The sequence below is a fragment of the Pseudanabaena sp. PCC 7367 genome, from assembly GCF_000317065.1.
Classification (GTDB): domain Bacteria; phylum Cyanobacteriota; class Cyanobacteriia; order Pseudanabaenales; family Pseudanabaenaceae; genus Thalassoporum; species Thalassoporum mexicanum.
Genome location: NC_019701.1, coordinates 4341445 through 4367788, shown reverse-complemented (window position 1 = coordinate 4367788; position 26344 = coordinate 4341445). Strand labels below are relative to the sequence as shown.

The window sequence follows — 26344 nt, the reverse complement described above, 5'->3', positions numbered from 1 at the left end:
TGTGGTGGATCGCAGTATTGGCAAGTATTTCAACCGAGGTAGTGCCTATTTCATTGGGCATATGCCAGCTAGTCTAAATGGCATAGGATCAAGAAATAATATAGGATCAAGCAATAATAATTGAAATGAATGATATGAATTAAGGCGATCGCTCCTTGAGATCCGATGCAAATCTCGATCGCAGATTTTGCAGTTCAGACGCATATCACTATGCCAGATAACGATTGGGAGTAATCTTAGATTGGATTTAATTTGAAATCTGATGCTATACCAGCATTACCAATACCCGATCGCCAGCAGGGACATAGGTTTGATTGATTTTTAAAACCGCCAGCGCATCAGTACCCGCCAGACTAACCAAATTGCCAGAAATGTGATTGGGGGCTGGATCGAAGTGCCATTCAGATTTATCCTTTGCACTTGTTTCAATTCTGAGCTTGCCCCAGAGATAAGTTTCGCGGCGACCCTGGGCGTTTAAATCGGCGGTGGTAATGGCATGAATGAAACGCGGTTGCCAGTTGGCCTCAGCCTCGCCCCGCAGCTTAGCGATCGCTCCTTTGATAAACCGCCAAAAACACACCATTGCCGAGGCTGGATTCCCAGGCAAACCAAAATATAAACAAGGTTGGCGATCGGCTCGTTCGATCGTGGCCACGGTCAAGGGTTTACCAGGCTTGATCGCGCAGGCACGCACATGGATCATTGCGCCCAATGAGGCTAAGACTCGATCGACCAGGTCATAATCACCCACCGATACGCCACCGGAGGAAATGACTAGATCGGCTTTTGCAATTGCAGTTTGAATCATCGCTTTGAGATCGGCTTCTCGATCGGACACAATCCCCAAAGGTTGAGCGATCGCCCCCGCTTGATTCACCAAAGCCGTCAGCGCATGATTATTAGAATCTATAATTTGACCTGGCTTTAATGCTGTATTTTTTGATCCTGTATTTATAGATGAGCCATTTGCGGCTAGCTCGACTAACTCGTTGCCAGTGGAAAAGATCGCCACCCTTGGTAAGCGATGTACTTTCACCTTTGCCCGTGATATGGCAGCCAACAGCCCAATTTCGGTGGCGCTAATTTTGCTACCCTGCTGGATTAATGGTTGCTTGCCATCATAATAACTACCTCGCTGCCGCACATATGCTGCTAACTTTGGTTGAGTTTTTAACTCTAGCCGATCGCCCTGGCGGATTGTTTCCTCTTGCATCACCACCGTATCAGCACCAGCAGGCAACATCCCCCCAGTAAAGATCCGCATACATTGCCCTGGTTGAATGGTTACGGCGATTACTTCCCCAGCGGCGGCGATCGTTTCTACTATTTGTAACTGTTGATATTGTTCTAGATCTACGTGGCGTAGTGCATAGCCATCCATTGCCGAGTTAGGCCATGCTGGCAAGGGATCGCTGACTAGATCTTGCGCCAATACCCGCCCTAATGCATGGGATAGTTGTATCTGTTCAATATTTTGTTCTTGCTTGGCATCAGGCGATCGCGCCAGATTGAGGATAATTTGCGCAGCCTCACTAACCGGAATCATATAGTTTCTATAGCAATTTTCTATAGCAATTCAAAGAACTCAGCATCGATCTCGTACCCCAGAGCCTGGGACATTTGTTTTAGCTTGGCCGTATTACTACTGCCCTGCTGTCCGAGCCAATCATGGATCATAAACACCTTTTGCATCACAAAAATCTGGATCGCCTCCACATTAAACTCAATCCCCTCAGCTTTCTTGAATTCATGGGGCACCAGCATCGCCGCATAGCGGGTTAATTCGCCTTCACGCCAATCGAGATAATAGGGCAGCCAGGGATAAACCGCGTCCAGCCGAATAAACCAGAGTCGAATTTCGGGAATTTCCGATAGTTCACGGGGGTCGGTGGGTTCTTGGGGAAACATAATATTAAATTTGATCGCCTGATCTTCTGGCAGAGTGGCGATCGCCCCATTGGTCGTAGCGATCGTTGCTAATAATTTATCCACCACTACCCGCGCTGGGGCAATGTCAATTTGGGCGATGCAATCGGCATTTACATTTATTACGGTAGACATAAAATCCAAATAATTCAGCTATTAGCAAGACAGGAATAGTTTTCGGGGCAGGCTCAGTGATCCTAAAGATAAACCGCAATTTTACCCGTCCATCCCATTATTGACGATAATTTCGTTAGCGCATCAAATAGATCCTGTAGATCCTGGCCAACGATATAGCAATCATTACAGCTTCAGGGTTTATCTTCATCTATACCTCATACCAAGGTAGTTTTTGACAAAAACAATCGTAAGAGATTGGCAACTTAGTGCGGTTTCAAGTAACCAATTGGGCAAGAATAACGATCGCTTGGATGCAATTCCTGATAGTTAGCCCAATTTTTGTACAGTACCTTGCTTGAACTTGTTTGAGAAGATACTAGCGTAGAAGCAGAGGCTTAATAATCGCCTAATTTCAAGTTCAGGTTGCGATGTCAGGTTGCGATTGGTTCCAAACTTCGCTCCCCATAATTGCCTTGATTCACTCAATTCAATTTATAAATTAAATTCAATAAATAAGTAGATATAGTCGGTAACTCAACCTATGACACAACGGAAACGGATTGGCATTCTCACCAGTGGCGGCGATTGCGGTGGCTTGAATGCAGTTACTAGGGCGGTTGTCCATCGGGCACGTCATTACAACATGGACGTGTTTGGAATCAGAGATTCCACCCTGGGACTAATGTCGCGTCCGGTTGATGCTGAGTTGCTTGACCTAAAGCGAATTTCTGGCATTTTGCGCTATGGTGGCACAATTTTAGGCACCACCAATAAGGGCAATCCCTTTGCATTTCCGATGCCCGACGGTAGTTTGCTCGATCGCTCCCACGAAATTACCAATGGCTATCATGAGCTAGAGCTAGATGCCTTAATTGGGATTGGCGGTGATGGTAGTTTGGCAATTTTGAGCAAACTAGCCCAGCAGGGAAATTGGAATTTGGTGGCGGTACCCAAAACGATCGACAATGATCTGGGTGCTACCGAAAGCTCGATCGGCTTTATTACTGCCGTAGAAGTGGCCACCGAAGCGCTCGATCGACTTAACTATACCGCTGCCAGCCACAGCCGGGTGATGATTCTGGAAGTAATGGGGCGGGATGCTGGACACATTGCAATTAGTGCTGGGATCGCTGGTGGAGCCGATGCGATTTTAATCCCCGAAATCCCCTACAGCATGGACAAGCTTTGCCATCGAATTGAAGATCGAGCTAAGCGGGGGCGCAATCATAGTTTGGTGGTGGTAGCGGAGGCAGTCAAAACCGAAACAGGGGAGCCAGTCAAGTTTATTAATAGCCTGGGACAATCTTTGTATGGTGGGATTGGCCAGTATATTGCCGATCGCATTAGTGTCTGTACTGGTGCAGAAACTCGCGTTACCACCCTGGGGCATCTGCAACGGGGCGGTAAACCCTCACCAATGGATCGCTTGATTGGTACTGCATTCGGCGTGCGGGTGGTGGATCTAATTGCCGAAGAAAGATTCGATCGGATGGTGGCATGGCAGCAACGCCAGGTTGTGGATGTGCCGATCGCCGACGCGATTGCCCAGTATCGTGCCGTGGAAGTAGATGGCACCCTGGTCAAAACCGCTTTGGGGGTAGGCGCATATATTGGTGAGGTGGAAAATATCCAATCGCAGCATGATGGCGAAAGTTCGGTAGTCTAGGTCACCATTTTTTGATAGCCCCAGGCCAATAGAGCAAAAACACCTAAGCCAGCAGATATAAATAGCTAGTTTACCCGCCGCAATGATTGAGCAGCGGGTTTAGTTGTGTTAGCTTGTAGTCAAGTTGCGCAACATAAGTTAACAATACTGATGATTGCAAAACTATTTCAATATTCATTGCTGAATTGCAGCCTTGAATTGGTTACTTGATTGCGATCGTTAGTTTGCTGATAATTATCAGCGATCGCTATTCAAACTAACCCCTACCATTACCAACTATCCAGTTATCTAACTATTAGAGCGCCTGCTAACTTACCTTACTTTTTTTATTTTTACGAGAGGACAACATGGCTCCCATTTTTACCGCCGATTTCAATAGCTTCAAAAGCATCAATGCCACCAAAGCCTGGTCATTGTTTTTCACTGCCAGTCAAGCAGATACATTCCTAGGAGAGAATCCCATGATCGGTCGTTATCTAACCATTGGTTTGTTGTCGGTTGTGATTGCTGGTGCCGTTGAGGTTGCGCTTTTTGCTGCATAACTTAACACCTTCGGCATAATTAACTAACTCGATTACTAGTTAGACAACCGTTAAATCTACTCCTCAGAGAGATTTTGGTTAAAAGTGCTTCGAGTCTGCCTAGTTAAAAATTTCACGCCACATTTTAATAACACTTAAGTTTAAGCATAGGAAGATTGAATTTCAGTCTTTGCCTATGCTTATTTGTTGTGCAGGTTTATTGATAGGATTCTATTAGCAGGTCAACAAGTGATTGGTTTGAGATCTTTAGATCTAGTTGAGATCTATTTATTGCATTTGCACTTTAACGTTTGCATTGGTTTGCCCATTGATATTGATATAGATAGATACTTCAGCTAACCTATGACATCAGCGCAGATTATTGATGGCAAAGCGATCGCCCAACGCAAACAGGCGGAAATGGCTGAAGTGGTGGCCAATTTATCGCTGCAGATAGATCGACCACCAGGGTTGGCAGTATTAATGGTGGGTGATAATCCCGCTAGTGCCGCCTATGTGCGTAACAAAGAGCGAGCTTGCCAAAAACTGGGGATTGCTTCCTTGGGGCAGCACTTTGCCGCCGAGGTGGGTCAGGCCGAGCTGGAACAAGTGATCGATCGCCTCAACCAGGACGATCGGGTCGATGGCATTCTGGTGCAATTGCCGCTGCCAGAACACCTCGATGCAACTGCATTGCTAAATCGAATTGCCCCCAACAAAGATGCCGATGGCTTGCATCCCTTTAATCTGGGTAAGTTGGTGCGTGGTGAAGAGGGTTTACGCAGTTGTACTCCTGCTGGCGTAATGGCATTGCTGCATGAATATAACCTCGATCCGGCTGGTAAAACGGCGGTGGTGATCGGGCGCAGTATTCTGGTGGGCAAACCGATCGCCATGATGTTGCTAGAAGCCAATGCCACCGTGGTGATGGCGCACTCGCGCACTAAAGATCTTAAGTCAGTGGTGCAAAACGCTGATATTCTAGTTGCTGCGGTGGGTAAACCTAACCTGATTACGGCGGAACTAATTAAACCAGACGCGATCGTGATTGATGTGGGCATTAACCGGATTACCGATGCTACTGGTAAATCAAGGTTAGTGGGCGATGTTGATTTTGCTGCCGTGTCCGAAGTGGCTGGCCACATTACCCCTGTCCCTGGCGGGGTTGGCCCGATGACCGTGACCATGCTATTGCACAATACAATTTGGAGCTATTGCCGTAAACATGGCATATCGTACAGTTGATTCCCAAACCACAAAGTTAGATAACTTTGATATGGCTGCCTATCTGGCAGAGCGCAAGGTGATCGTGGAGCAAGCTCTCGATCGCTCGATCGCTGTTACCTATCCGGAAACAATTTACGAGGCAATGCGCTATTCGCTGATGGCGGGTGGTAAACGGTTGCGGCCAATTTTGACCCTGGCGGCCTGTGAATTGCTGGGCGGATCGATCGAAGTGGCGATGCCAACGGCCTGTGCGATGGAAATGATCCATACTATGTCGCTGATCCATGATGATTTACCAGCCATGGACAATGATGATTTTCGGCGCGGCAAGCCTACTAATCACAAAGTTTATGGCGAAGATATGGCAATCCTGGCGGGCGATGGCTTGTTGGCCTACGCCTTTGAATATATTGCCGATCGTACTCCTAGCCCAGATCACACCACGGCGAAACAGGTACTCAGGGTGATCGCCCATCTAGGCCATGCAGTGGCAGCAACCGGATTAGTGGGTGGCCAGGTAGTCGATCTTGAATGTGAAGGAAAAACCGACACCACTGCGGAAACGCTTACTTTTATTCATATGCACAAAACCGCCGCCCTCCTAGAAGCCTGCGTTAGTTGCGGTGCGATTCTGGCTGGCGCTACCGCAATCGACCTGCAACGACTCAGCACCTATGCCAATAATATTGGCCTCGCCTTTCAAATCATTGACGATATTCTGGATATTACGGCCACAGCCGAGCAACTGGGCAAAACCGCTGGCAAAGACCTGGCTGCTCAAAAAGTTACCTATCCCAGCCTGTGGGGCATCCCCACTTCCCAGGCCAAAGCCCAAGCCCTGGTCGAAGAAGCTAACGCCCAGTTAGATCCCTATGGCAATGCTGCCATGCCATTAAAGGCGATCGCTAATTTCATTACCGCAAGAAATAACTAAACCATGCATCCGTTTGGCGAAATCTTGGATAATCAACTGCTCTTGATCGCGGTGCTGGCTAGCTTTCTGGCTCAGTTCCTCAAGTTGATCATTGTGTTTATTCGGGTGCGCAAAATCGAATTGCGTGTCCTGTTTGAAACTGGCGGGATGCCCAGTTCCCATTCGGCTTTGGTGGCGGCTTTGGCTGCTGGGATTGGCCGATCGCAAGGTTGGGATACGCCGGCATTTGCGATCGCTTCAGTGATGGCGTTTATTGTGATGTATGACGCGGCAGGGATTCGGTTTGCGGCTGGTAAACAGGCTAAGGTAATTAACCAAATCATTTTTGAGATGTTTGAGGATGATCACGTCCTTACTGGTGATCCGCTCAAAGAACTATTAGGCCATACCCCAGCCCAGGTTTTGATGGGGGCAATCCTGGGGGTTTCGTTAATGTGGTTGTTGCAATAGCAGATTTTTAAATCAACTAAACCCAAGATCATACTTGCCAGACTTATTTTTTTGTTTATGAATGTTTGTTATGAATGTTCAAATAGCAGCCCTTACCTCCCAAGAGCTAGCCTTTAGGGTAGGTTAAATTTAACTGGGGGTTATTTCCGTAGCTAGAAGCAAGATGGGCATTTGTTTTTCTATAATTCAACCAAGTTTGAATATCCTGGCAAACTAAACAGGATCAGCTTCTATCGTGATTTTCGTGATTTTATTATCTAAATTTAAATTGAATCGCATCGATAGAGCTAAGAAATTGAATTATGGAATCAGGATTAGATTTAGATTATGGAATCAGCTAGCCTCAATCAAGTTACAGAGCAACTAGAAAGTGAAAACTCCCGCGATCGCCTCCTGGGTCTGGCTGCCCTGCGGGATGTTACTGCCGATCGGGCTGTGCCTTTGATCCTGAAAGTAATCAACGACAATAATTTACAGGTGCGATCGATGGCGGTTTTTACCCTTGGCGTGAAGCCAACCGAAGCATGTTTGCCAACCCTGGTAAATATTCTGGAAACAGAGGAAGACTATGGTATTCGCGCTGATGCCGCTGGAGCGCTGGGCTATCTTGGTGATATTCGCGCCTTCGAGCCATTGATGCGGGCTTTCCTTGAAAGTGTGGAATGGCTAGTACGGTTTAGTGCGGCGGTATCTCTGGGCAACTTGCAAGACCCGCGTGCCTATGATGCATTGGTTGGCGCGCTGGATGCACCGGAAATAGTTTTAAGACAGGGAATTATTGCTGCCCTGGGTGAAATTGGCGATCCCCGTGCCTGCGAACATATTCTACGGTTTGTGCAATCGGAGGATTGGCTAATCAGACAGCGCATTGCTGAGGCATTAGGCAATTTACCCTGCGAGAAAGCTTTGTCAGCATTGAAGTATTTGGCCAAAGACCCTCACCACCATGTGGCTCAGGCGGCTAGCTATGCCCTCGATCGGCAGCAATCGGCCAGCTAATTGATTGTGATTTGTCTATCCTAAAATAAAGGCGTTGCACATTAGCGGGATGATTTAACGACCATGCGATCGGTCAGGCTCAAATCAAACAAGCGTTCGAGATTTTTGACAGCAACACTTCCATCCCTTGATTATGCAATGCCAAAATAAACAGCTCTTAAGCCCTTAGGCTTGGTTGCTTGCTGGTCTGGTTAAATAGGGGAGATTGAGTGTGAATGTAGAGCCTTTGCCTAGTTCACTTTCAACTTCGATCGTGCCATTGTGTACCTGCATTGCTTGCTTGGCGATCGATAAGCCAAACCCAGTACCCTGGATATTCTCAACTCGCTCTGATCTAAAGAAAGGATCGAATATATATGCAAGTTCCTCCGGTGCTATGCCAATTCCTGCATCGATCACCTTGATTTTAATTAAGTTCTCCGCGCAAGTAGCAGTAATTTTGATTGGGAGATCGGGATCGGAGTATTTCAATGCATTGCTAATTAGATTCTTTAGAGCCAGGCTAACCAGTTTGGGATCGAGGTAAGCCTCCTGACAAGTATTATTGATGTCAATTTCGATCATTTCTGAAGCCTGCGATCGCCTTGCATCAGCACCATCCGGCAAACTCTGAAGCATTTCCTGGTAAAAGTTTGGTAAGTTGACTAGTTGGGGTGCGAATGTTAGCTGACCAGATTCAATCCTGTCAAAAACCATGATTTCATCCATCAACATAGTCATACTTTGAGTGGCGAGCATAATATTTTGCAATCGCTTATCAATTTTTTCCTTGCTTAATTTATCCAAGTATGAACTCAATGTCTCCGCCGCAGTATTAATCACAGCCAGGGGATTGCGGAATTGATGGGAGATCGTAGTTACGATGTGCGATTTTAAATCACTTAATTGTTTTTGTCGCTCCAAAGCTTTTAACATCTGTAATTCAGATTTCTTGCGCTGCGTAATATTCTGAGTCAGAATTAAACCTGCATTTACCATGCCATCTGGATCAGTAACTGGAATCGAATTAACCTCATAAATTCGTTCGGCAAATACAATCTCTGATCGAGCCGTTTCTCCTGCTAATGCCTGTCGATAAATGGGCTCCACCATTTCACAGGTTTCGATCGGTAAAGCTTCCCAAATAGTTTTGTGCTCAAAAGATGTTTTAGGGAAGCCAACTTTCTGTAGCTCAGTACCGCCAGCGATCGTATAGCGCAGGTCTCGATCGAACATAAATACTGCACCATTAGGCATATTATCAATCAATAACCGATAGTTTCGCTCGCTTTCCCGCAGGGCTTGTTCGATTTCTTTGCGTCTGGCAATTTCAAGATTGAGTTCCTGGTTGATTTTCTCTAGCTCAGCTGGACTCTTCATCGCCAGGGCTTGAGGCAAAAGGGGCACTAAGTGCATTGCCGTATAGAGCGACACGATCGCAGTGATTGCCTTAATCAGGCCGGAAGCCCAGTAATCAGGATGCCACAATGTCCAAATAGAGAAAGCATGGGTAGTCCCACAGGCCAGAATAAATAAGCTAAACAGGATAAACGTGAAACCAAACGGAATATCCTTACGTTTGCGCACAAAATAAATCAAGGTGATCGGAATCGCATAATAAGAAAGAACAATAATCAAATCAGCGATCGCGTGCAATGACAATAGGCCAGGATTCCACAGATAGCAATGTCCATGAGGGATCAAGAACTCGGAGCTTAAAAATTCCATACGATACTAAACTAGTTGAAATAAGATGAAACAGAGATAGACAATAAAAGCCAATTTATAGTTAATTTGTGAACAAAACATGGTAAATGCACCAGTTGAATCTGGGGAACATGCCCAATACCAGTTCCATGAAAAACGATCGCTAATAAAGCAATAGAGCTCCCTGATGATCCCCACTAACAATAAAGTTAGGGAATGCAAAGCTCTGTCGAACTTAGGTTGCTCAAGATGTGACAATAATATCTGGCTTGTTAACTTGTATTAATTGTATTAGTGCTGTATTAGTTTAAAACATGCAAGAAGATCTTGCGATCGCTCCTGACCCCTTCACTACTAAGGTTGATGCTGACCCCGTTCGTCATCAATCAGCCCCCATTGCGATCGCCCAGAGTCATCTGAGCAAATGGCAAACCTGTCGGCGTAAGTTTCAGCATACTTATATTGATAGCCTAACTACCCCTATTTCTAGCATTCAAGAAGAAAAAATGCAGTTGGGGCAAAAGTTTCATCTGCTGATGCAACAACATGCCCTGGGACTTGATGTTGAACCTTTGGTGGTTAATTATCAGGATCGCAAGTTGCAAAAATGGCTGGATTGCTCCCAGGAGTGGCTTGCCCAATTACAGCAATCGATCGGTGGCGATCGCCACAGTGAACATCGCCGTACATTGAGTATGCCTGGAAGTATGTCTGGAAGTATGTCTGAGAGTATGCCTGGCAGTGAGTTAGATAATATATTGGCACAAAGACCAGAGAGGGATAAGGCTGCCCAAGTCTATACCCTCACGGCGGTATATGATCTGGTGTTCTTTGCCGATAGTTCAGCCCTGATTGTAGATTGGAAGACCCATCAAAAGCCAATTCCCACCTCACAATTACGAGCAAGCTGGCAAACTCGGCTCTATTTATTTTTGCTGGCGGAAACCACCGCCTACCAGCCCGATCAACTTAAAATCACCTATTGGTTTGCCAATAAGGCCAAAGCAACTACATTAGGCTATGATGCCGAGCAACATGAAAGGACTAGGGCAGATTTAAAAGAGATATTGGCGGCGATCGACCAAGCCAAACAAACAAACGATTTTCCCAAAATAGAGCTTACTAGTTCTGCTGTTGAGGTGTGTAAACATTGTGATTTTGCCTATCGCTGCGATCGTGACGCGCTGATAGAAGCTGATGCAAGTAATAAAAACAATGAATTAGTGGAGCTGCTGACATCTCGATCGCCCCAAATTTCTGATCTACCCACTGAACTAATTAAGCATCCGGAACAATTGGCAACCAGTCTGGAGCAAATACCCGAAATAGAAATCTAAAGCCCGATCTCGATCTAGAGCCCGGCCTGAACAGTCTCGCGCCATGCGGTGATCCCACCCTCTAGCACTACAAAATTGAAGTCTGCTGCTTTGGAAAGTTTGGCATAGGCTCGATGCGATCGCGGCCCCGTGCGGCAATAAAGCACCACAGTTGGTTGGGGTTGGCCAGCGCCTAAACTTTGCTCCACAATTGCCTGGATTTGCTGCACCCCGTCGCCAGACTCAATCTCATCGATCGGCACTAGAACGCTGCCCAAAATGTGATCTTCAGCATATTCCTGGGGCGATCGCACATCAATTAAAACCAGCGGTTCAACCAAGCCTTGCTGCAACTCTTGCACTGTGATGGTTTTGTGGGTGCGACTGTTTAAATAGGTCCACAGATCCAGCCGCGTAGATTTGGCTACTACTGCCATTGCGCCCATGCTTAACCCCAAAATACAAAGCAGGGCAACAACCAGATATCGCCAAACCTGCTTTTCACTGCGGCGATCGGGATTAGATTTAGACATATCGCTTATAGTTATTTACTCCGCAATAATCGATCGTAAAAGCTCATCGCAATTAGGCCATTTGTAAAAGCCTGATCAGGTTTTGCCGTTTGGATCTGAGCCTGCTAGTGTTTAGCTTGAAATAACTAGCCCATAAAGATGACGACAAATGGGATGATTCAACAAGCTGTCGTAGTGCAAAATGCGATCGGCTGTACATTCTATTTTATATTCCTGCTATTACCATACTTGAATTAGGCAACACGAGAATTAGGTTACTTAATGGTCGGTCAAATTTGCAGCAGTTTTAATCTTGACGGCAATACGTCCAAAAAGTTGCTCATCAGCCCAATTAAAACTAAAAATAAGGTTTAAGTTCCCAGATTGGAAACCACCTAAAAAATTCTTGAAATATATAATTATTTGATATACAGCGTTTATGCTGAGCTTGGATATGAGCGTTTAGTTGGCATATATACAATAACTACGGAATAATAGCGATATAGTAAGTTGCTTTGGACTGGCCACTCCTCACACTGGGCTTTGTCAATGCATCATGTTCAGGTATTACTTGCTAGCTCAAGCTACCGCATAATTTGATGCAACTGACTGGTAAATGATGGCTCTGAACCTTACATTGAGCCGTTCTTAATTCAACAAAACCGGCTTGTCTAGACTGGCGTTGCCCAATCCGGGTAGGAAATGCAGCTATTGCAAATATTCAGCATATATCTAATCTAAGATCTCAGTTGGCTCGATCGCTAAATGTAGGCTCACCAAATCGTTAAATCATCCCACCAATGTGTAATGTCCTAGATTTGCTATTTCCAATATACTTAATGACATATGTGTGATGTATCTAGATATTGACAGGGGAAACGAACAATTGACTAGTAATCCCAAATTTCCATATAAGCTGCTCTGGTCAGTTTTAGTTATTTGTACCATTCCTTTCTTGTTAGAGCTTGCAGGAGTTAGTTTCAGTACGATCGGTGCGCCACTTGACATAAACGCTTTAGAAACCGATACCAGGGTGGAGTTTATTGATGCGCTGCACCATGCTCTTTCCGGTAGTTTTACGCACACCATATTAGAGTGGTCTGCTTTTTGTACCGGGGCATTTACCGCCGCACTTGCGTTTATTCAATTTGCCCTCAGCGGCGACGTGGTTACGCCTATTATTGGCGTGGCGCTTTTCTATGCTGGTTGTATGGATGCATTTCATACCCTCGCTGCCGATCGCCTGATCCAGGGTGTAGCTGATAATCGCTCCTTGATTCCTTTTACCTGGGCGATTTGTCGTTTGTTCAGTGCGGTAATTATGATCGCTGGCACCAGTTTATTTCTGTTCACCAACCGCAAAGAGTGGAAAGGAAATGCCTGGTTTATTGCGATCGCTAGCACCATCTCTGGTCTGATCGCCTATGGGATTATTCTGATCTGCGTGAAATCCAATAGCCTACCCCAAACCATGTTCCCTAGCGCCATGATTACCCGCCCCTGGGATGTGGCACCATTGATGCTCTTTCTGGTGGGCGGCATATTTGTATTTCCGCGCTTTTATCAAAAATATCCCAGCCTGTTCTCTCTTTCTCTGCTGATTGGTGTAATTCCCCAGGTAGTAACCCAGTTGCACATGGCATTTGGTTCATCAGCATTGTTTGACAGTAATTTCAACGTTGCCCACTTCCTCAAAATCATTGCTTATTTAGTACCATTTTGTGGCCTCTGCCTTAACTATATTGATATCAACCGCGAAAAAATTCTGGCCGTGGAAAAGCTGGAATATGCCAATGGAGAGCTAGAGACCCAGGTGGCGCAGCGGATTTATGCTCAGCGAGAACTCCAGGAATCAAATGAAGCCCTAACGGAATCGGAAAAACTGCTGCGAGACCAAACTCAATATCTGCAAAATACCTTAAATCAGCTCCAAAAAACCCAATCGCAACTAGTCCAAACTGAGAAAATGTCTAGCCTGGGGCAGTTAGTGGCAGGGGTTGCCCACGAAATCAACAACCCGGTTAATTTTATCTATGGCAATTTAGTCCATGCCAATCGCTATGTGACTGACTTGCTAGGAGTATTGAATTTATTCCAAAAGCACTACCCTGAACCAGCCGCTGAAATTCAGGCAGAGATCGAGGCGGTCGAACTAGATTTTGTCGAAGAAGACTTGCCCAATTTACTCAACTCGATGAAGGTGGGGGCGGATCGGATTCAAAAAATCGTGATTTCCTTGCGCAATTTTTCGCGCATGGATGAGGCTGAAATTAAAAATGTGGATATTCATGAGGGGATTGATAGTACCCTGATGATTCTGCAAAATCGGCTGAAGGCCAAGTCTGACCATCCAGAGATTAAGGTGGTCAAGGAATATAACGATCTGCCTCGGATTAATTGCTATGCTGGGCAGCTTAACCAGGTATTTATGAATATTCTGAGTAATGCGATCGATGCGATCGAGGCCGAGAATATGGAACGGCGATCGCAGGGGCAACCGTTTAAAGCTAGTTTGATTAATATCAGCACGATCGTAAACGATGACGATCGGTTGCAAATTCGGATTGCCGATAATGGCCCTGGCATTCCGGAACAGGCAAAGGCGCGTTTATTTGATCCCTTTTTCACCACTAAGGCAGTGGGCAAGGGAACTGGCCTAGGGTTATCGATCAGCTATCAAATTGTGACCGAAAAACACCAGGGTAGTCTTTATTGCAACTCTGAACCGGATCAGGGGACTGAGTTTATAATTGAGTTGCCATTGCAGATAGCTTAATTGGTCTAATTATGTAGCGGTAATCGTGAATACGTGAATACGTGAATACGTGAATACTCCTAGCCACGCGATCGTTAATCTTTCCTGCTTCAGTGTGCTTGCTGCCACCCACCATAACTCATTGGGGCTGGCGATCGCCTTTGGGGCAGTGCTACCCGACCTACCAATTTTTGGGATGTATTTCTGGGCCAAATGGATCAAGCGGCAGCCGGAGCGCGAAATCTGGGGGATTACCTATGAGTTACCGCTCTGGCAAAATTTAGTAGCAGCCTTTCATTCAATTCCCCTGGCCATGATTGGCGCAACGATCGCCTACTGGGCTGGAGCTAGCGTGATCGGCATTTGTTTAATCAGTGCAGTTTTGCATTCGCTGTTTGACCTACCTGTCCATAACAGTGATGCCCATCGTCACTTCTATCCTTTCAGCAACTATCGGTTTATTAGTCCCCTTTCCTATTGGGACCCAAAGCACTATGGTTTGCAAGTTTCGATCGTTGAGAGGTGTTTAGTGCTAGCCCTTTGTGGCTATCTGTGGCCAGGGGCAGACACCGCGATCGCCAGGGGGATATTAATAATTGTTGTCCTGCTCTATCTGGCCAGCTTGGTTATTTCATGGCGATGGTGGCAAAAGAGAAGGCAAAAAAAACCGCTCGATCGCCTCAATCAATAGTCCCTTCCCGCTTGCCGTCCAGTCATATAAATGATGCAAACCATCAAAATATCCTGGAGCGTTAATTACCCCAGGACATTACGAAGAAATATTATGGCTAATTCTTAAACTAGAATTAAACTAAAACTAGTTGCGATCGCTAGCTCACTTTAAAATCAGGCCTAAATTGCCGCCTTAACCACACCAGTTCCAGGCTGAGCAACTACATTCGATCGCACGGCTTTCACCTTTGCAGTTTGATCGATCGGCGAAATTTCAATGTGGTTAAACAAAGTAGTCACAAACGCAAACAGCAAGAATGGTAGCGATAGCACAATGATTAGGCCAACCGCAGCAAGGGAATAGATCGGATGGCTCATTAGCGACAAAGCCGCAGCCAAACTAGCAAAAATTACCGCCAGCCAGATAATTATTTGACCGTAGATATCACCTAGCTTGAGGGTACATTTAAATTGATAATTACCAAATTCATTCATAGCTATCACCTAAAAATATATTTACAAGATTTTAATTTTTTACCCTGGCCTATGCACTAGCTAAAAAAGCTTTGAGCAAGCCTGAATTGAAACTATATTGAAAATTTAATTAGCATCACAAATAGACATTTAATAATGTTCTAAATCATCTGCGATCGCCTACTCATAAACTAAACTATGTTCTTACTACCAATAATCTAGTCTTGCAATTGTCTGAGATATCAGTTTTATGAACCAATTCACTTTTATGAACCAATTCACTGACTAGGTTTACCATTATTGCCTTAGAACTATAAATAGCCGACAGAGCTAATTTTGAATAGTTTATTTTAATTAATCAAATAACCTGAAGCAAAGTGGATTTAGCAATTTAGACTTAAGCAATTATTGCTTTTAATCAAGAATTAAAAAGGATAATCTGAAACTCTTTTGTTACCATAATTACCTGCAGAAACTACAGAGTAATTAATTAGCTTCAGCTTGATTTATTACTAACCCAATTACTAATTAGATTGGTAGCTAGTGTAACCTAAAGAACCTCATCTAACTTAATATTCTATAGAGTTTCTTCATGTTTTTTGTTTAACTTTTGTTGCGTGACCGTAAAGATACTTAATAGTTAATCGGATTAGGTAGTAAATTCGCTTACTATTTGTGCCAGCCAATTTCGGTTGGGTGCTTAATCACTTATATGAATATCACTTATATGAATGATCAAGATCGTGTTTCATCAGATTTTAGGCAGAGGTAGCGAATGAGAAGGTTTAAACAAACAATCGGTTTGCTGCTAACCATGCTTGTAGTGACTGTGGCGATCGTGGCTTGTAATGATCAGACCAACCAGGCTAAGGCGATCGTAGTTGGTTCCAAAAACTTTACCGAGAGTATTATTCTAGGTGAATTGATTGCTCAGCAAATCGAAGCCAGCACGGATTTAGAAGTGAAACGGCGCTTGAATCTGGGCGGTACTTTCATTTGCCATCAGGCGATCACCACCGGTGAGCTAGATATTTATCCCGAATATACGGGCACTGCTTTTGTGGCGATCCTGAAGAATGAACCGAGCAGCAACGCTGATGCGGTAGCCTCGCAACTGCAAAAACAATACCAAGAGGATTTTCAGCTTACCTGGCTGCCCTCGTTTGGGTTTGCCAACAATCAAGCGATCGTGATTCGGGGGGAAGATGCCCGCCAATTTGCGATCGCAACTATTTCCGATGTCACTGCCTATACACCTGAGTGGCAAGCTGGGTTTGACTTTGAATTCATTGAACGCAAAGACGGCCTGGATGGATTGCTGAGTACCTATGAAATGGTCTTTGCTGGTACGCCCAAAACAATGGACTACAGCCTTACCTATCGTGCCCTGGCAGATGGGCAGGTGGATCTAATCTCCGTTGGCACTACCGACGCTTTGATCGAATCGTTAGATTTAGTAGTGCTCAAAGACGATCGCAACTACTTCCCCACCTATACCGCCGCCCCGGTTGTGCGTTTAGACACATTGGCAGAACATCCAGAATTGGAACCAGCCCTGAGCAGTTTGGCGGGTCGGCTTGATGCGGTGGAAATGCGGCGCTTGAACTACTTGGTGGATGTAGAAGAACAGGATGTCAAACAGGTGGTAAGTGATTTTTTAGCCACATTGTAATTAAGGCATTAATACAAATTTCAACCACCCCTTGGCAAGAATAGCGATTGCTGCTGTGGGATTGTGGATAGACATATCCCCAAATCAACTTGAGCCGACAGCCTGGGACTTAGGCAATCTAGGATTTAAGCAATAATTGATACAAACCAATCAGGCTTAAGTAAGGAACAATAACAATATAAATCTAGGCAAGTGCGATCGTTTAGGTCAATGTAGTGTGGCTAAGTTTATCTTAATTGGTCTTAATTGGTCTTAATTGGTAGAGCCGAATGAAGGCTGATTATGTTACTTTCCAAACCCAGTTCTAATATCTACATCTACTAATAAATCTACCAAGCTTCACAAATTTGCAAAGAATCCTATCCCTACCTCTAAATCTCTAAGTTAAAAATAATCTGCTGCCAAATTATTAGTGGATGAATATCCCCTAGCTGGCACTCAACTGCCGCACAATTATTTTTGATTGATTTATTCAAAGTCCAGGCCAATAGTCTCCGAAAGGCGCAAATCACCCTGCTTATAGTTGTTGACATTGACTAACCCCAAACATCTAATCACCCAATTAGCGATCCTGTGACTGTTAAATCAAGTATCAAATCTGAACTCCTAGAGTCCCAAAACCGCTCTGGTTCGATGCAAGGTTCATTACAGCGGATCATTATCGGCCTATCATTCTTCGTCGTTACGATCGTTACGGCAGTAGTGGGCTATAAACTCGCTGGTTGGAGCTTCCTTGATGCGATTTATATGGTAGTCATAACCATTTTTGGGGTTGGTTATGGTGAAGTGCGCGCCCTTGACTCCCCCCAATTAAAAGTTTTTACGATGCTAGTGATCGTAGCTGGGACATCTTCCGCAGTCTACACTGTGGGCGGGTTTATCCAGATGGTGACCGAGGGCGAAATTACCAGAGCTTTGGATGCAAGACGTATGACGAAAAGTATAGAATCACTCGATAACCATGTAATTATTTGTGGGTTTGGCCGCATTGGCTATATCCTGGCTCGCAAGCTCAAAAAATCACACCAGAGTTTTGTGGTAATTGATACTGATGACGATCGGATTGAGCTAGCCCATGCTCAGGGTTTCTGGGGCATTTGTGGTAGTGCCTCCGATGAGAATGTGTTGCTTGCAGCCGGAATCAAAAAAGCGCGAGTGCTGGCAACGGTTTTGCCCGATGATGCTACGAATGTATTTATTACCCTCACGGCCAAGGAATTATCACCTAGTATTTTTATCATTGCGCGGGGGGAATTACCCTCAACCGAAAAAAAGCTAAAGCTGGCCGGAGCCGATCGGGTTGTCCTGCCAGCTAACATTGGTGCCGATCGAATGGCGCATATGATTACTCACCCCACCGCGATCGATTTTCTGGAGGGTGAGGAAGGACGAATGAACCTGAATGAGCTGCTAGGTCAGATGAATGTGCAGATCGATGAATTGGTAATTACGCCAGATTCACCGTTTGCTGGCAAAGCCCTCAGTGATATGGAGGTGCGCGGCAAGGGGGCGTTTATTGTGATCGCCATCCGCCAGCAAGATGGGCTGATCAACTCTAATCCCAGCCACTCTCAGCTTGTCTACCCTGGCGATACGGTGGTGGTGATGGGACATCGGGGTGACATTCCTAAGTTTGCCCAGAATTATGCGATGCGGCGAGAAATTCGTTATCGTGGTGCCAAAATTTAACTGCTAGGATAATCCACTGTTGCACTGCGCTAACTATTAATTTTGCTGCGTAAGTCCTGCAATAACTAAGTTTATTTTAGCTAGCCAGAAGCAAACTCTGACTTAGAACTTAAATGGTGGCTGCCGCTTGCTGAAGGACACCTAAAATCACCTCCGGATCGAGGCGCTGAGTATAGTCAATATTGGCATAGGCATGAATGATTTTGCCCTCACGATCGACCACATAGGTAGCAGGCACAGGCAATTCAAAGGTTTGATCGCCATTGTAAGCGGGTAGATCAATGCCAAACTTTTCATATACTGAGCGTAGATATTCTGGCAGCACAAAGACCAAACCAAATTGACGGGCGATCTTATTACCTACATCACTCAGCACCGCGAAGCTAAGCTCATTTTTCTCGGTGGTAGTCAGGGAGTTATCTGGGGTTTCCGGCGTGATCGCCACCAGTTCTGCGCCTAGTGCTTGGAACTGGGGCAAATATTGCTGCAAAGCCCGCAACTCCATATTGCAATAGGGACACCAACCACCGCGATAGAACGAGATAATTGTTAAACCCTTGGTTAGGAAATCACTAATTTTCACTTCCTCACCAGCAATATTGGGCAGGCTAAATGCAGGAATCCGATCGCCAACTTTGAGGCTGCGATCGACAATGCCAGATTCGCCCAGCTCTTCGGTGGCACGATCCATTTTGGCCAGGATTTCTGGATCGCGCCCGTCTCTAAAACTGGCTTTGATATTAGCAAGATCTGTAGTTAGGCTCATGGTCTTCAGTACCTCTTCGATATGGAAATTACTAGGTTAGAACTAACTTCAAGGCTAATGATTCTGAATCTGAGAATCAGTTTTTGATAAATTGAAAACAGATTTTTATTAGCTCATTTAGGCTGTTAAAAAATAAAAAATGGTTTGAGATGAGCAATATTTAGGGCTTGAGAATAGATTAAGAACGATCGTTAGAATAGATTAAGAACGATCGTTCTTTTAATTTTAAATCAGCTATAAATAGAGACATAACTATTAGCAAACTGGTTAATTGGGGGGGCGATCGCAACGGAGCATGACCTCGCTGGATTATGTCTAATAATAACTAGCTAGCCTGGAAAGCAGCGGCGGCAAAGGTTACGTCAAACTGTTGGCACCAGATCACCGCAGACTTATAGTCATTAATATCTGCTCCGGCGGGTAGTTCGATCTTATAGCTCTGGGCACCTTCGATACTCGTGAGTTTACCGAGGTTAATGTATTCAGTGCCTTCAATGTTCACACCAACATCACTGGATTTGTGCAGAACGACATATACCGCAGGCCCGGAAACAGTTTTAAAGTCGGAGCTAAGCTCTAAGAACATTTCACCTTCACGCTCGACTAGCTTGGCCATGCCTTCGGTGGGGTGGTTGGGGGCAACCTCTACAAACGAACCCATTTGCATGGCTTTAGCAGCTTTCTCTGCCACCAATACTGGACTTGATTGGCTCGAAGCTCCACCTTGCCGATCGATGGTTTCTGCAAAGGCTTGATTCGCCAAAGGCATGACCAAAAGAGCCGAAATAGCGGCGGTAGTTAGGATTTTGTTCATGGTGTTGCTCCTTGATTGAATGATTAAGTAATGAGAGAGTTTGACTTATTTTCTGTTAGAGATCGATGAGAGAGATTGAACAATGCTCACAAAGTTATTACGATTAATGCAGTTGAATTGGATTTAATTAAAATTTTTATTCTGGGCGATCGCTAGATTTTCTGAGTCAATTAAGATCCAATCAATTAAGCTATTTAGCTTCAATGAATATGTGTTTGCATCAAAAAATAGAGAGATGCATTTATTCACACTATTCCTAATTAGAGTTCTTGCCCAAAGCTCAATCTAAAAATAGGGAAATCACGATCTCACCAGTTATTTGAGTTCTGAGCCAAGGATGCAAAAAGTCGATTGCCTTTCATATGTGTATTGTCGTGCAAATGCTTCACCCGTAAATTAGATTTGTCTGAGAAGTTACCTAAATTGCGATCGGTCTGGGTAAAGCGATTTAACGCCTGCAATCCCCTCTATATCAATACCTCTGGCAGATAAGTAAAGAGATTAGTCGGTATTTACGCAGCTTTAATCTGGCTCTAATTTTTTAATTTTTGGGAGGCAATCTTCTTGGTTGGTAATTCAAAACCGCCTGGGTAAAGCTGTCAGTTTTTTGATCGCAACCTTGCTCAGATACCCTCCCATCGGGCATGGTGGCACCACACAAATTCACCCCATCTAAATTAACGTTGTCCAGGTTGGCACTCTGTAAATTAGCATTGCTCAAGTCGGCATTGCGCAAAAAAGCACCGCTGAGATCAGCTTCGATCAACGATGCGCCGTGTAAATTGGCTTTAAATAATGATGTTTCACTCAAATTCGCACCATTTAACTTCGCCTTGGGCAGATCAGCACGACCCAGATCGACCCCATGCAAGTTGATCAAATTCAAATATGCACCTTCCGCGTGGAGACCGTTCAGCGAAACCCCATCCTTGGCCAGGTCTTGTAAAGCTTCAATTCGTCCCCCGCTGGCCTCTTGGCCTAAAGAAGAATTAATCACCTGCCAGGCTTCATAGTGCGATTCTTTGACCTGTTGCATTTGGCGCTGTGATTGTCCAGCTACATAAAAAATTACACTGATCACCCCCACTAGCAAGGTTAGGCGACGAGCATAATCAAGGATTTCAAAGAGGGCAATCTTGCGCATCACGGCGGCGATCTCATGGAGGCGATCGCCAATCCAGATAATTACAGTCGTTTGCGGGTGCGGGATATGGCGATTGGCACGTTTCAGATGTTGGATTTCTTCATAGGTATAGTCATGGGTGGGGCCAAAAATACGCCGCCAGATTTGCCTTAATTTTTTGATCGTCACTTTAATTGATGTGTGCTCTATATTTATTGACTAGTTGTGTTAAATATTTTGAATATTTTAAATATTTAGATGCCAAGTGATAGTAGATAAAACAGAGATTTTTGATAAACAAATTTTGCAAGCCAGTCTTGATTTTAAAGCGGTTGCTACCTTTAGGATACTCCCATGATTACTCTGGCTAAAATAGCTAGCCCGATCGCATTTTTGGATCTTTGGATCTAAAGATTGCAAACAAGTTATGCTAATGCTCAGTTTGGCGATCGCCCTTGAGCGTGAATCAAATATTTGAAGTATGTGACAAAAAACACGATCTAGTTACCAGGAGCCTTAACCTAATCTATGGCGCGATTATCGGTAGAGTTACAGCGATTTTTATTTGAAGAAAAACGCCCTGAGCGCATTACCCTGGAGAGCTTGTTGGAGCTAACCGAAGAAAAAATCTTTGGTTTTTTGTTTGTGATCCTGGCAATCCCATCAGCGCTCCCGATTCCCGCGCCAGTGATTTCGTCAGTGCTTTCGATGCCATTGTTTTTGCTGGTAATGCAATTTATCTGGGGAGCAAAAAAACCCTGGCTACCACGTCGGCTCAGTCAGGGCACGATTAGCCTGAATCAAGCCCAGAAATTTGCCAAGGCCGCGATCCCCTGGCTGCAAAGATTTGAAACCTTTTTACGCCCCAGATTGATTTATGTTTGCACCTCGATCGGTGGTCGCCTGTTGGTGGGCATGGCGATCACCCTGATGAGTATGTCTATGATGGTAATACTTCCATTTACCAATACCCTGCCAGCTATTGGTATCGCAATCATAGGCCTGGGGTTAACCGAGGATGATGGCGCAGTGAGTTTATTTGGTGTGGTCTTTTGTTTGTTTGCTGGCTTTACTTCCGCCACGGTGATTTATGCCTGGTTCTGGGGTGGCTCCCATGCGATCGATTGGCTTAAAAATGCCCTCGGTCGTTAGTTATTCTGCTGGCAGCTTGGTTGTAATAGACATACCAACTAATCGATCGATATCGACTAATAGCACTAATAGCGCCAAGATCGATAGAAAAAATCACCTTAAAGCTCTAAATCTCTACCTCAAACTAACTCAATAGCTTCAGTCACTAACTGAGCTTGGTAGCGATCGCCCGATAAAAATCCTCAGACTGGTAATAGTCGATCGGCTCGGTGGTTTTAATTTCGATTAGCTTGGCTTTTTCCGCATCGCTAAATGTCTCAAATTTTGCTTGCTGGCTGGCCAAAAGTTGTTCAGTTTGAGTCACCGTCGCCACCGAGTCACCCGCATCACCACCCTGAGCCGCCCGATCGCCCAATCGTTGCTGAAGCTGTTCGATCGGTGCCTGGCAATGGATAATCTGCCAGGGAATGTTTTGCGCAGTAGCGGCTTGAGTGACTTGATTGCGCAGATTCTGGCGATCGAATTTGGCATCCAGGATCACATTAAACCCCTTACTGGCAAGTAATACCACCAGTTCTGCGAGTTTGGCATAGGTTTTGCTGGTCATTTCTGGCGTATAGATTTCATCACCAGCCTGCTCCAATAAGCCAACGCCTGCCAGATGTTTGCGGATCACATCCGATCGCAAATGGATTGCTTCGATCTGGGGGGCGATCGTCCGGGCGATCGTGCTTTTGCCGGAACCCGACAACCCCGACATCAGCAGGATTTTGCCCTGGCTAGAACTGGCATAGTCATGGGCAAGCTTGTAGTAGGCAGCGGCTTCCGTGGCAGCGCTTTCTTTAACTGGTTCTGGAATATTGGGATCATCCAGCAAAAAGGAAGTGACCTTAGCCCGAATATAGGCACGCATACTGCCATAGAGCGGCAACAGCGGCAACGCATCATAATCACCGGTTTGCTCTAGATAGGTGTTGAGGAAAATATTGGCCAGATCGCGCCGTCCTCGGTATTGCAGATCCATCAGCAAAAAGGCCGCATCGTAGAGAATATCGCTATTCCGAAACGGCTCATTAAACTCAATACAATCGAAAATGCGGATTTTATCTTCGTAGAGGCAAATATTTTTTAAATGCACATCGCCATGACATTCCTTAACTTTGCCCTGGGCGATCCGATCGCTAAATAGCTGTTCATGCTCAGCAAAGAAGGCATCAGTAAAGGCACGGGTTTGGTCAAATTGTGCTTGCGTCTGGGCTCTGCCAATGTATTGATCGGTGGCGGCATAGTTATCATCGGCCACTGCTTTGATCGCCGCCATCGTGCCAAAGCTGGCAATATGAGCATTGGTTGCCGCGATCCCATGAAACTCGGCCAGTTGCTTGCCAATATCCACCATGTGCTCAGGCAACAGCTTGCCCTGCTCAAACAAATTAATCAGCAAATTGCTCTGATCAAACTGGGTCATTTTGATCGCATATTCCGCCGCCGCCATACTCTGTCCTGGTTCAGCATGATCGGGCGCAAAGCTATATTTACGATCATTCTCGGCGATCGCCACCACGCCCAGATATAATTCCGGTGCCAGACGACGATTCAATCTCACTTCTTCTTCGCAGAAATGATGACGCTTGGCCAGGGTAGAAAAATCCAGGAAGCCAAAGTTAACCGGCTTTTTAATTTTGTAGGCATATTCCCCCGCCAGCAACACGAACGAGATATGGGTTTGCAACAGTTCGATCGGTTTGGTGACTGGATGCGGATAGAACTCCGGCAAGAGCATTTGCTGGATCAAAGGTGGCAGGCTGTTTGTGGTCATATATGTAACTAACTATAAAAATCGAAAATGATTGCAACGTAGCGATTGAACGCAGAACTACGATCAGGACAAATCACCAAATCGCTGTTTATATTTTGCCAGCATATCAGTGATTTCCTGTACCTGTTGCTGCAATTCAAAGACCTGCGATCGGGCTAATTCAGTTTGCAATCGCTCTTTTTCTGCGATCTCAGTGGCAGTGGGATAGCGATAACCGCGAAAATCATACCAATATAACCATTCCCGACTCCAGCCATAATTAGTCCCCCATTCGCGGCCAATGCCCAACACCAGTTCCGGCATCCAGAATGGCTCCCCCCTTTGCTGCCAATATTTACCCGCTTCCAGCTTATATACCTCCAGGGGTTGGCGATCGCTAGCTTGCCAGAAATGGGGATTATAAATCGCATAATAGCGCACGCCCAGCGCTGCATATTGCACTAGTTTTTGGCCATAGGCATTGGTATCGGCACTGGTCACAATTTCCAGGCAAAACTGCGGCACCTGGTTATGTTCGGTAGTGATGACATAGCGGCTACGCCCTTGTTCACTGCGGTAACGCGGGATACCTAAACTCAGCAGGCCATTGGCGATAATTGCGGTTGATAGATTTTGATTGGCACTATGGATCAAATTACGACCAGATTCTGGGTCAGGGCGATCGCCCTCATTACGATTGCCATGCTGTTTGGTTTGCTCAAGATTAGTAGAATCATCACTAAGCGAAAGTGGCTGCGATTCAAACAACTGTTCAGATTTTGGGGTTTCATCAAGGCTGGCAGAATCATCCCGATCGTTGTGATTGGATTGTTCTATTTGCTCTTGCGTCGTCAGCAGGTCGATCGCCATGTTTACGCCAAAAAACCAATCCTGGCGATCGCGCCAAAGCTCACTCAGGATCGCCAATAGTAGATTTGGGATGAGATTTTTGACTTCGGGCAAACTCATTTAAGTTAGCGTCAAGGGCGCAGTTTTGCCAATTCTACGGGTATCAAAGATAGGTATAAAGATATTTGCTCATAGGAGAGAGACTGCTGCAAGGGGTGTTTGCTAAAAATCCTTATTCTATAACGCCGTCTTTTTTTGACCTTTACGCGATCGACTTTTAAATCCTCAATTTTTTAACTCATCAACCAGAGTTAGGCTCGACCAGCCACCCTGAGGATCATAGCTGCGGATCATGCGCTGTTGCCGATCGGGCGTAATTAACCAGGACACCGCCAATCGCAATGGCTGACCTGCTTTGATCTGAGTTGGGCAGGTTGCCGACGCACCATCGGGCAGTAATAGGGTTTGAATTTGCGGGTAATTAGCTTGATCGCTGCTCGAACTAGAGGACTCATAGACCAGCCGATCGCCCTGGATCTGGGCTGTAATCTTGGCAGTCAGAGCTTGATTGATGCTGGAAGTCAGCAACAGCCGATCGCCTTCCTGAGTCCAATGATTAACCGTAGGATGGGTTTCCACATGCATGTCTGGGTAGATGATTGTGGCGGTGCCGCGCCATTCCCCCAAAAGCTGCGCGATCGTTAATTTGGGGTTTTCGGGATGATTGCTACCAGCCAACTGCTCACGAATAAAAGTAAAGCTGCTCAGGTTGCCACCTGGTTCAAATAGCTGCACAATCCGCATCCGCCTTTGCCGATCGGCGTTAATTAAACCCAGCTCTGCGCCAAAGGTGGTAAATGGTGCTAGCTGTAATGAGCCTTGCGAAAAAGCGCCATCCTCAAAAAATACCGTGTTCCGCCCCAGAGAAGTATAGTCCAGCTCAATTTTGCGATCAGGCTGGCGCAGTGGTGCTGGCAATTCACTTTGAAATAAATGCACCTCTTGATGCACTTTTTTATGGTTGTCTTGTCCTTCCAGGGTGGTGAGGCTACGCACATCCTTTTGCATTTCCCCCGTTGGCAACAGATAGGCAAATGAACCCTGCCAATGTCCTAGATTTTGAAGGAGGCAATCCCACTGCGATCGCATCTCAATTTTTCTCCCTGAGCTTAATTGGGTTAACTGTGCCTGTGGCGATCGCTACTATAACCAAATCTCTGGCTAACTGGCATTAATTTAGCTATTTAAATAATTATCTAAAAGACGGCATTGCATAATAAAGGGAT

At 45.4% G+C, this 26344-nt stretch carries 23 protein-coding genes; 12 read left to right on the top strand and 11 right to left on the bottom strand.

Annotated elements, in window-relative coordinates; all coding sequences use genetic code 11:
• Positions 1–265: 265 nt before the first annotated feature.
• Together PSE7367_RS17535 and PSE7367_RS17530 are read right to left on the bottom strand one after the other, a co-directional pair.
• The gene (locus PSE7367_RS17535) at positions 266–1546 is read right to left on the bottom strand and encodes a molybdopterin molybdotransferase MoeA (RefSeq protein WP_015166680.1); all 1281 of its coding nucleotides are present in this window, start codon (positions 1544–1546) and stop codon (positions 266–268) included.
• Positions 1547–1566: 20 nt separating this feature from the next.
• Entirely contained in the window at positions 1567–2061 is a 495-nt protein-coding gene (locus tag PSE7367_RS17530; RefSeq protein WP_015166679.1) for a CRR6 family NdhI maturation factor, read from the bottom strand.
• 523 nt (positions 2062–2584) lie between these two features.
• On the opposite strand from PSE7367_RS17530, the gene PSE7367_RS17525 reads away from it, so the two are divergent.
• The 6 genes from PSE7367_RS17525 to PSE7367_RS17500 all read left to right on the top strand — a co-directional run bounded on the left by PSE7367_RS17525 (position 2585) and on the right by PSE7367_RS17500 (position 7840).
• Complete coding sequence (locus PSE7367_RS17525; RefSeq protein ID WP_015166678.1) at positions 2585–3709, top strand: ATP-dependent 6-phosphofructokinase; 1125 nt, start codon at positions 2585–2587, stop codon at positions 3707–3709.
• Between the two features lie 347 nt (positions 3710–4056).
• On the top strand, positions 4057–4251 hold the full coding sequence (locus tag PSE7367_RS17520; RefSeq protein ID WP_015166677.1) for a hypothetical protein: 195 nt from the start codon (positions 4057–4059) through the stop codon (positions 4249–4251).
• A 342-nt stretch (positions 4252–4593) separates the two neighbouring features.
• Positions 4594–5475, top strand: coding sequence for a bifunctional methylenetetrahydrofolate dehydrogenase/methenyltetrahydrofolate cyclohydrolase FolD (gene folD, locus PSE7367_RS17515; protein WP_015166676.1), 882 nt, complete (start codon positions 4594–4596; stop codon positions 5473–5475).
• Entirely contained in the window at positions 5456–6391 is a 936-nt protein-coding gene (gene crtE / locus PSE7367_RS17510; protein ID WP_015166675.1) for a geranylgeranyl diphosphate synthase CrtE, read from the top strand. The genes folD and crtE overlap by 20 nt, the downstream gene beginning before the upstream one ends.
• A gap of 3 nt (positions 6392–6394) precedes the next feature.
• Positions 6395–6841: a divergent PAP2 family protein gene (locus PSE7367_RS17505; protein ID WP_015166674.1), complete on the top strand. Its 447-nt coding sequence runs from the start codon at positions 6395–6397 to the stop codon at positions 6839–6841.
• Positions 6842–7168: 327 nt separating this feature from the next.
• Positions 7169–7840, top strand: coding sequence for a HEAT repeat domain-containing protein (locus PSE7367_RS17500; RefSeq protein ID WP_015166673.1), 672 nt, complete (start codon positions 7169–7171; stop codon positions 7838–7840).
• A 165-nt stretch (positions 7841–8005) separates the two neighbouring features.
• Here the strand turns inward: PSE7367_RS17500 and PSE7367_RS17495 are convergent, their stop codons facing one another.
• Entirely contained in the window at positions 8006–9547 is a 1542-nt protein-coding gene (locus PSE7367_RS17495) for a sensor histidine kinase (protein WP_015166672.1), read from the bottom strand.
• Between the two features lie 293 nt (positions 9548–9840).
• Here PSE7367_RS17495 and PSE7367_RS17490 point away from each other — a divergent pair, with 293 nt between their 5' ends.
• Entirely contained in the window at positions 9841–10863 is a 1023-nt protein-coding gene (locus PSE7367_RS17490) for a PD-(D/E)XK nuclease family protein (RefSeq protein ID WP_015166671.1), read from the top strand.
• A 14-nt stretch (positions 10864–10877) separates the two neighbouring features.
• Here the strand turns inward: PSE7367_RS17490 and PSE7367_RS17485 are convergent, their stop codons facing one another.
• Positions 10878–11375 carry a rhodanese-like domain-containing protein gene (locus PSE7367_RS17485; protein ID WP_015166670.1) on the bottom strand — a complete coding sequence of 166 codons (498 nt, stop codon included), beginning with the start codon at positions 11373–11375 and terminating at the stop codon, positions 10878–10880.
• An 832-nt stretch (positions 11376–12207) separates the two neighbouring features.
• On the opposite strand from PSE7367_RS17485, the gene PSE7367_RS22795 reads away from it, so the two are divergent.
• Together PSE7367_RS22795 and PSE7367_RS17475 are read left to right on the top strand one after the other, a co-directional pair.
• Entirely contained in the window at positions 12208–14130 is a 1923-nt protein-coding gene (locus PSE7367_RS22795) for an ATP-binding protein (protein ID WP_015166669.1), read from the top strand.
• A gap of 49 nt (positions 14131–14179) precedes the next feature.
• On the top strand, positions 14180–14800 hold the full coding sequence (locus tag PSE7367_RS17475; protein WP_015166668.1) for a hypothetical protein: 621 nt from the start codon (positions 14180–14182) through the stop codon (positions 14798–14800).
• A gap of 161 nt (positions 14801–14961) precedes the next feature.
• Here the strand turns inward: PSE7367_RS17475 and PSE7367_RS17470 are convergent, their stop codons facing one another.
• Complete coding sequence (locus PSE7367_RS17470; protein ID WP_015166667.1) at positions 14962–15276, bottom strand: hypothetical protein; 315 nt, start codon at positions 15274–15276, stop codon at positions 14962–14964.
• Between the two features lie 754 nt (positions 15277–16030).
• Here PSE7367_RS17470 and PSE7367_RS17465 point away from each other — a divergent pair.
• Together PSE7367_RS17465 and PSE7367_RS17460 are read left to right on the top strand one after the other, a co-directional pair.
• Complete coding sequence (locus PSE7367_RS17465) at positions 16031–16927, top strand: glycine betaine ABC transporter substrate-binding protein (protein WP_015166666.1); 897 nt, start codon at positions 16031–16033, stop codon at positions 16925–16927.
• Positions 16928–17560: 633 nt separating this feature from the next.
• Positions 17561–18616, top strand: a complete 1056-nt coding sequence (locus tag PSE7367_RS17460; RefSeq protein WP_015166665.1) for a potassium channel family protein — start codon at positions 17561–17563, stop codon at positions 18614–18616.
• 109 nt (positions 18617–18725) lie between these two features.
• Here PSE7367_RS17460 and PSE7367_RS17455 read toward each other — a convergent pair whose 3' ends face one another.
• The 3 genes from PSE7367_RS17455 to PSE7367_RS20735 all read right to left on the bottom strand — a co-directional run bounded on the left by PSE7367_RS17455 (position 18726) and on the right by PSE7367_RS20735 (position 21508).
• Entirely contained in the window at positions 18726–19382 is a 657-nt protein-coding gene (locus PSE7367_RS17455; RefSeq protein ID WP_015166664.1) for a peroxiredoxin-like family protein, read from the bottom strand.
• Between the two features lie 325 nt (positions 19383–19707).
• Positions 19708–20196, bottom strand: coding sequence for a DM13 domain-containing protein (locus PSE7367_RS17450; RefSeq protein WP_015166663.1), 489 nt, complete (start codon positions 20194–20196; stop codon positions 19708–19710).
• 541 nt (positions 20197–20737) lie between these two features.
• A complete protein-coding gene (locus tag PSE7367_RS20735; RefSeq protein ID WP_015166662.1) occupies positions 20738–21508 on the bottom strand; it encodes a pentapeptide repeat-containing protein in 771 nt (256 codons plus the stop codon).
• 339 nt (positions 21509–21847) lie between these two features.
• Between PSE7367_RS20735 and PSE7367_RS17440 the strand changes: the two genes are divergently transcribed.
• The gene (locus PSE7367_RS17440) at positions 21848–22471 is read left to right on the top strand and encodes an exopolysaccharide biosynthesis protein (protein WP_015166661.1); all 624 of its coding nucleotides are present in this window, start codon (positions 21848–21850) and stop codon (positions 22469–22471) included.
• A gap of 145 nt (positions 22472–22616) precedes the next feature.
• Here the strand turns inward: PSE7367_RS17440 and PSE7367_RS17435 are convergent, their stop codons facing one another.
• The 3 genes from PSE7367_RS17435 to PSE7367_RS17425 all read right to left on the bottom strand — a co-directional run bounded on the left by PSE7367_RS17435 (position 22617) and on the right by PSE7367_RS17425 (position 26207).
• The gene (locus tag PSE7367_RS17435; protein ID WP_015166660.1) at positions 22617–24230 is read right to left on the bottom strand and encodes a bifunctional aminoglycoside phosphotransferase/ATP-binding protein; all 1614 of its coding nucleotides are present in this window, start codon (positions 24228–24230) and stop codon (positions 22617–22619) included.
• A 63-nt stretch (positions 24231–24293) separates the two neighbouring features.
• A complete protein-coding gene (locus PSE7367_RS22550) occupies positions 24294–25178 on the bottom strand; it encodes a Uma2 family endonuclease (protein ID WP_015166659.1) in 885 nt (294 codons plus the stop codon).
• 165 nt (positions 25179–25343) lie between these two features.
• The gene (locus PSE7367_RS17425; RefSeq protein WP_015166658.1) at positions 25344–26207 is read right to left on the bottom strand and encodes a DUF3598 family protein; all 864 of its coding nucleotides are present in this window, start codon (positions 26205–26207) and stop codon (positions 25344–25346) included.
• Positions 26208–26344: the final 137 nt, after the last annotated feature.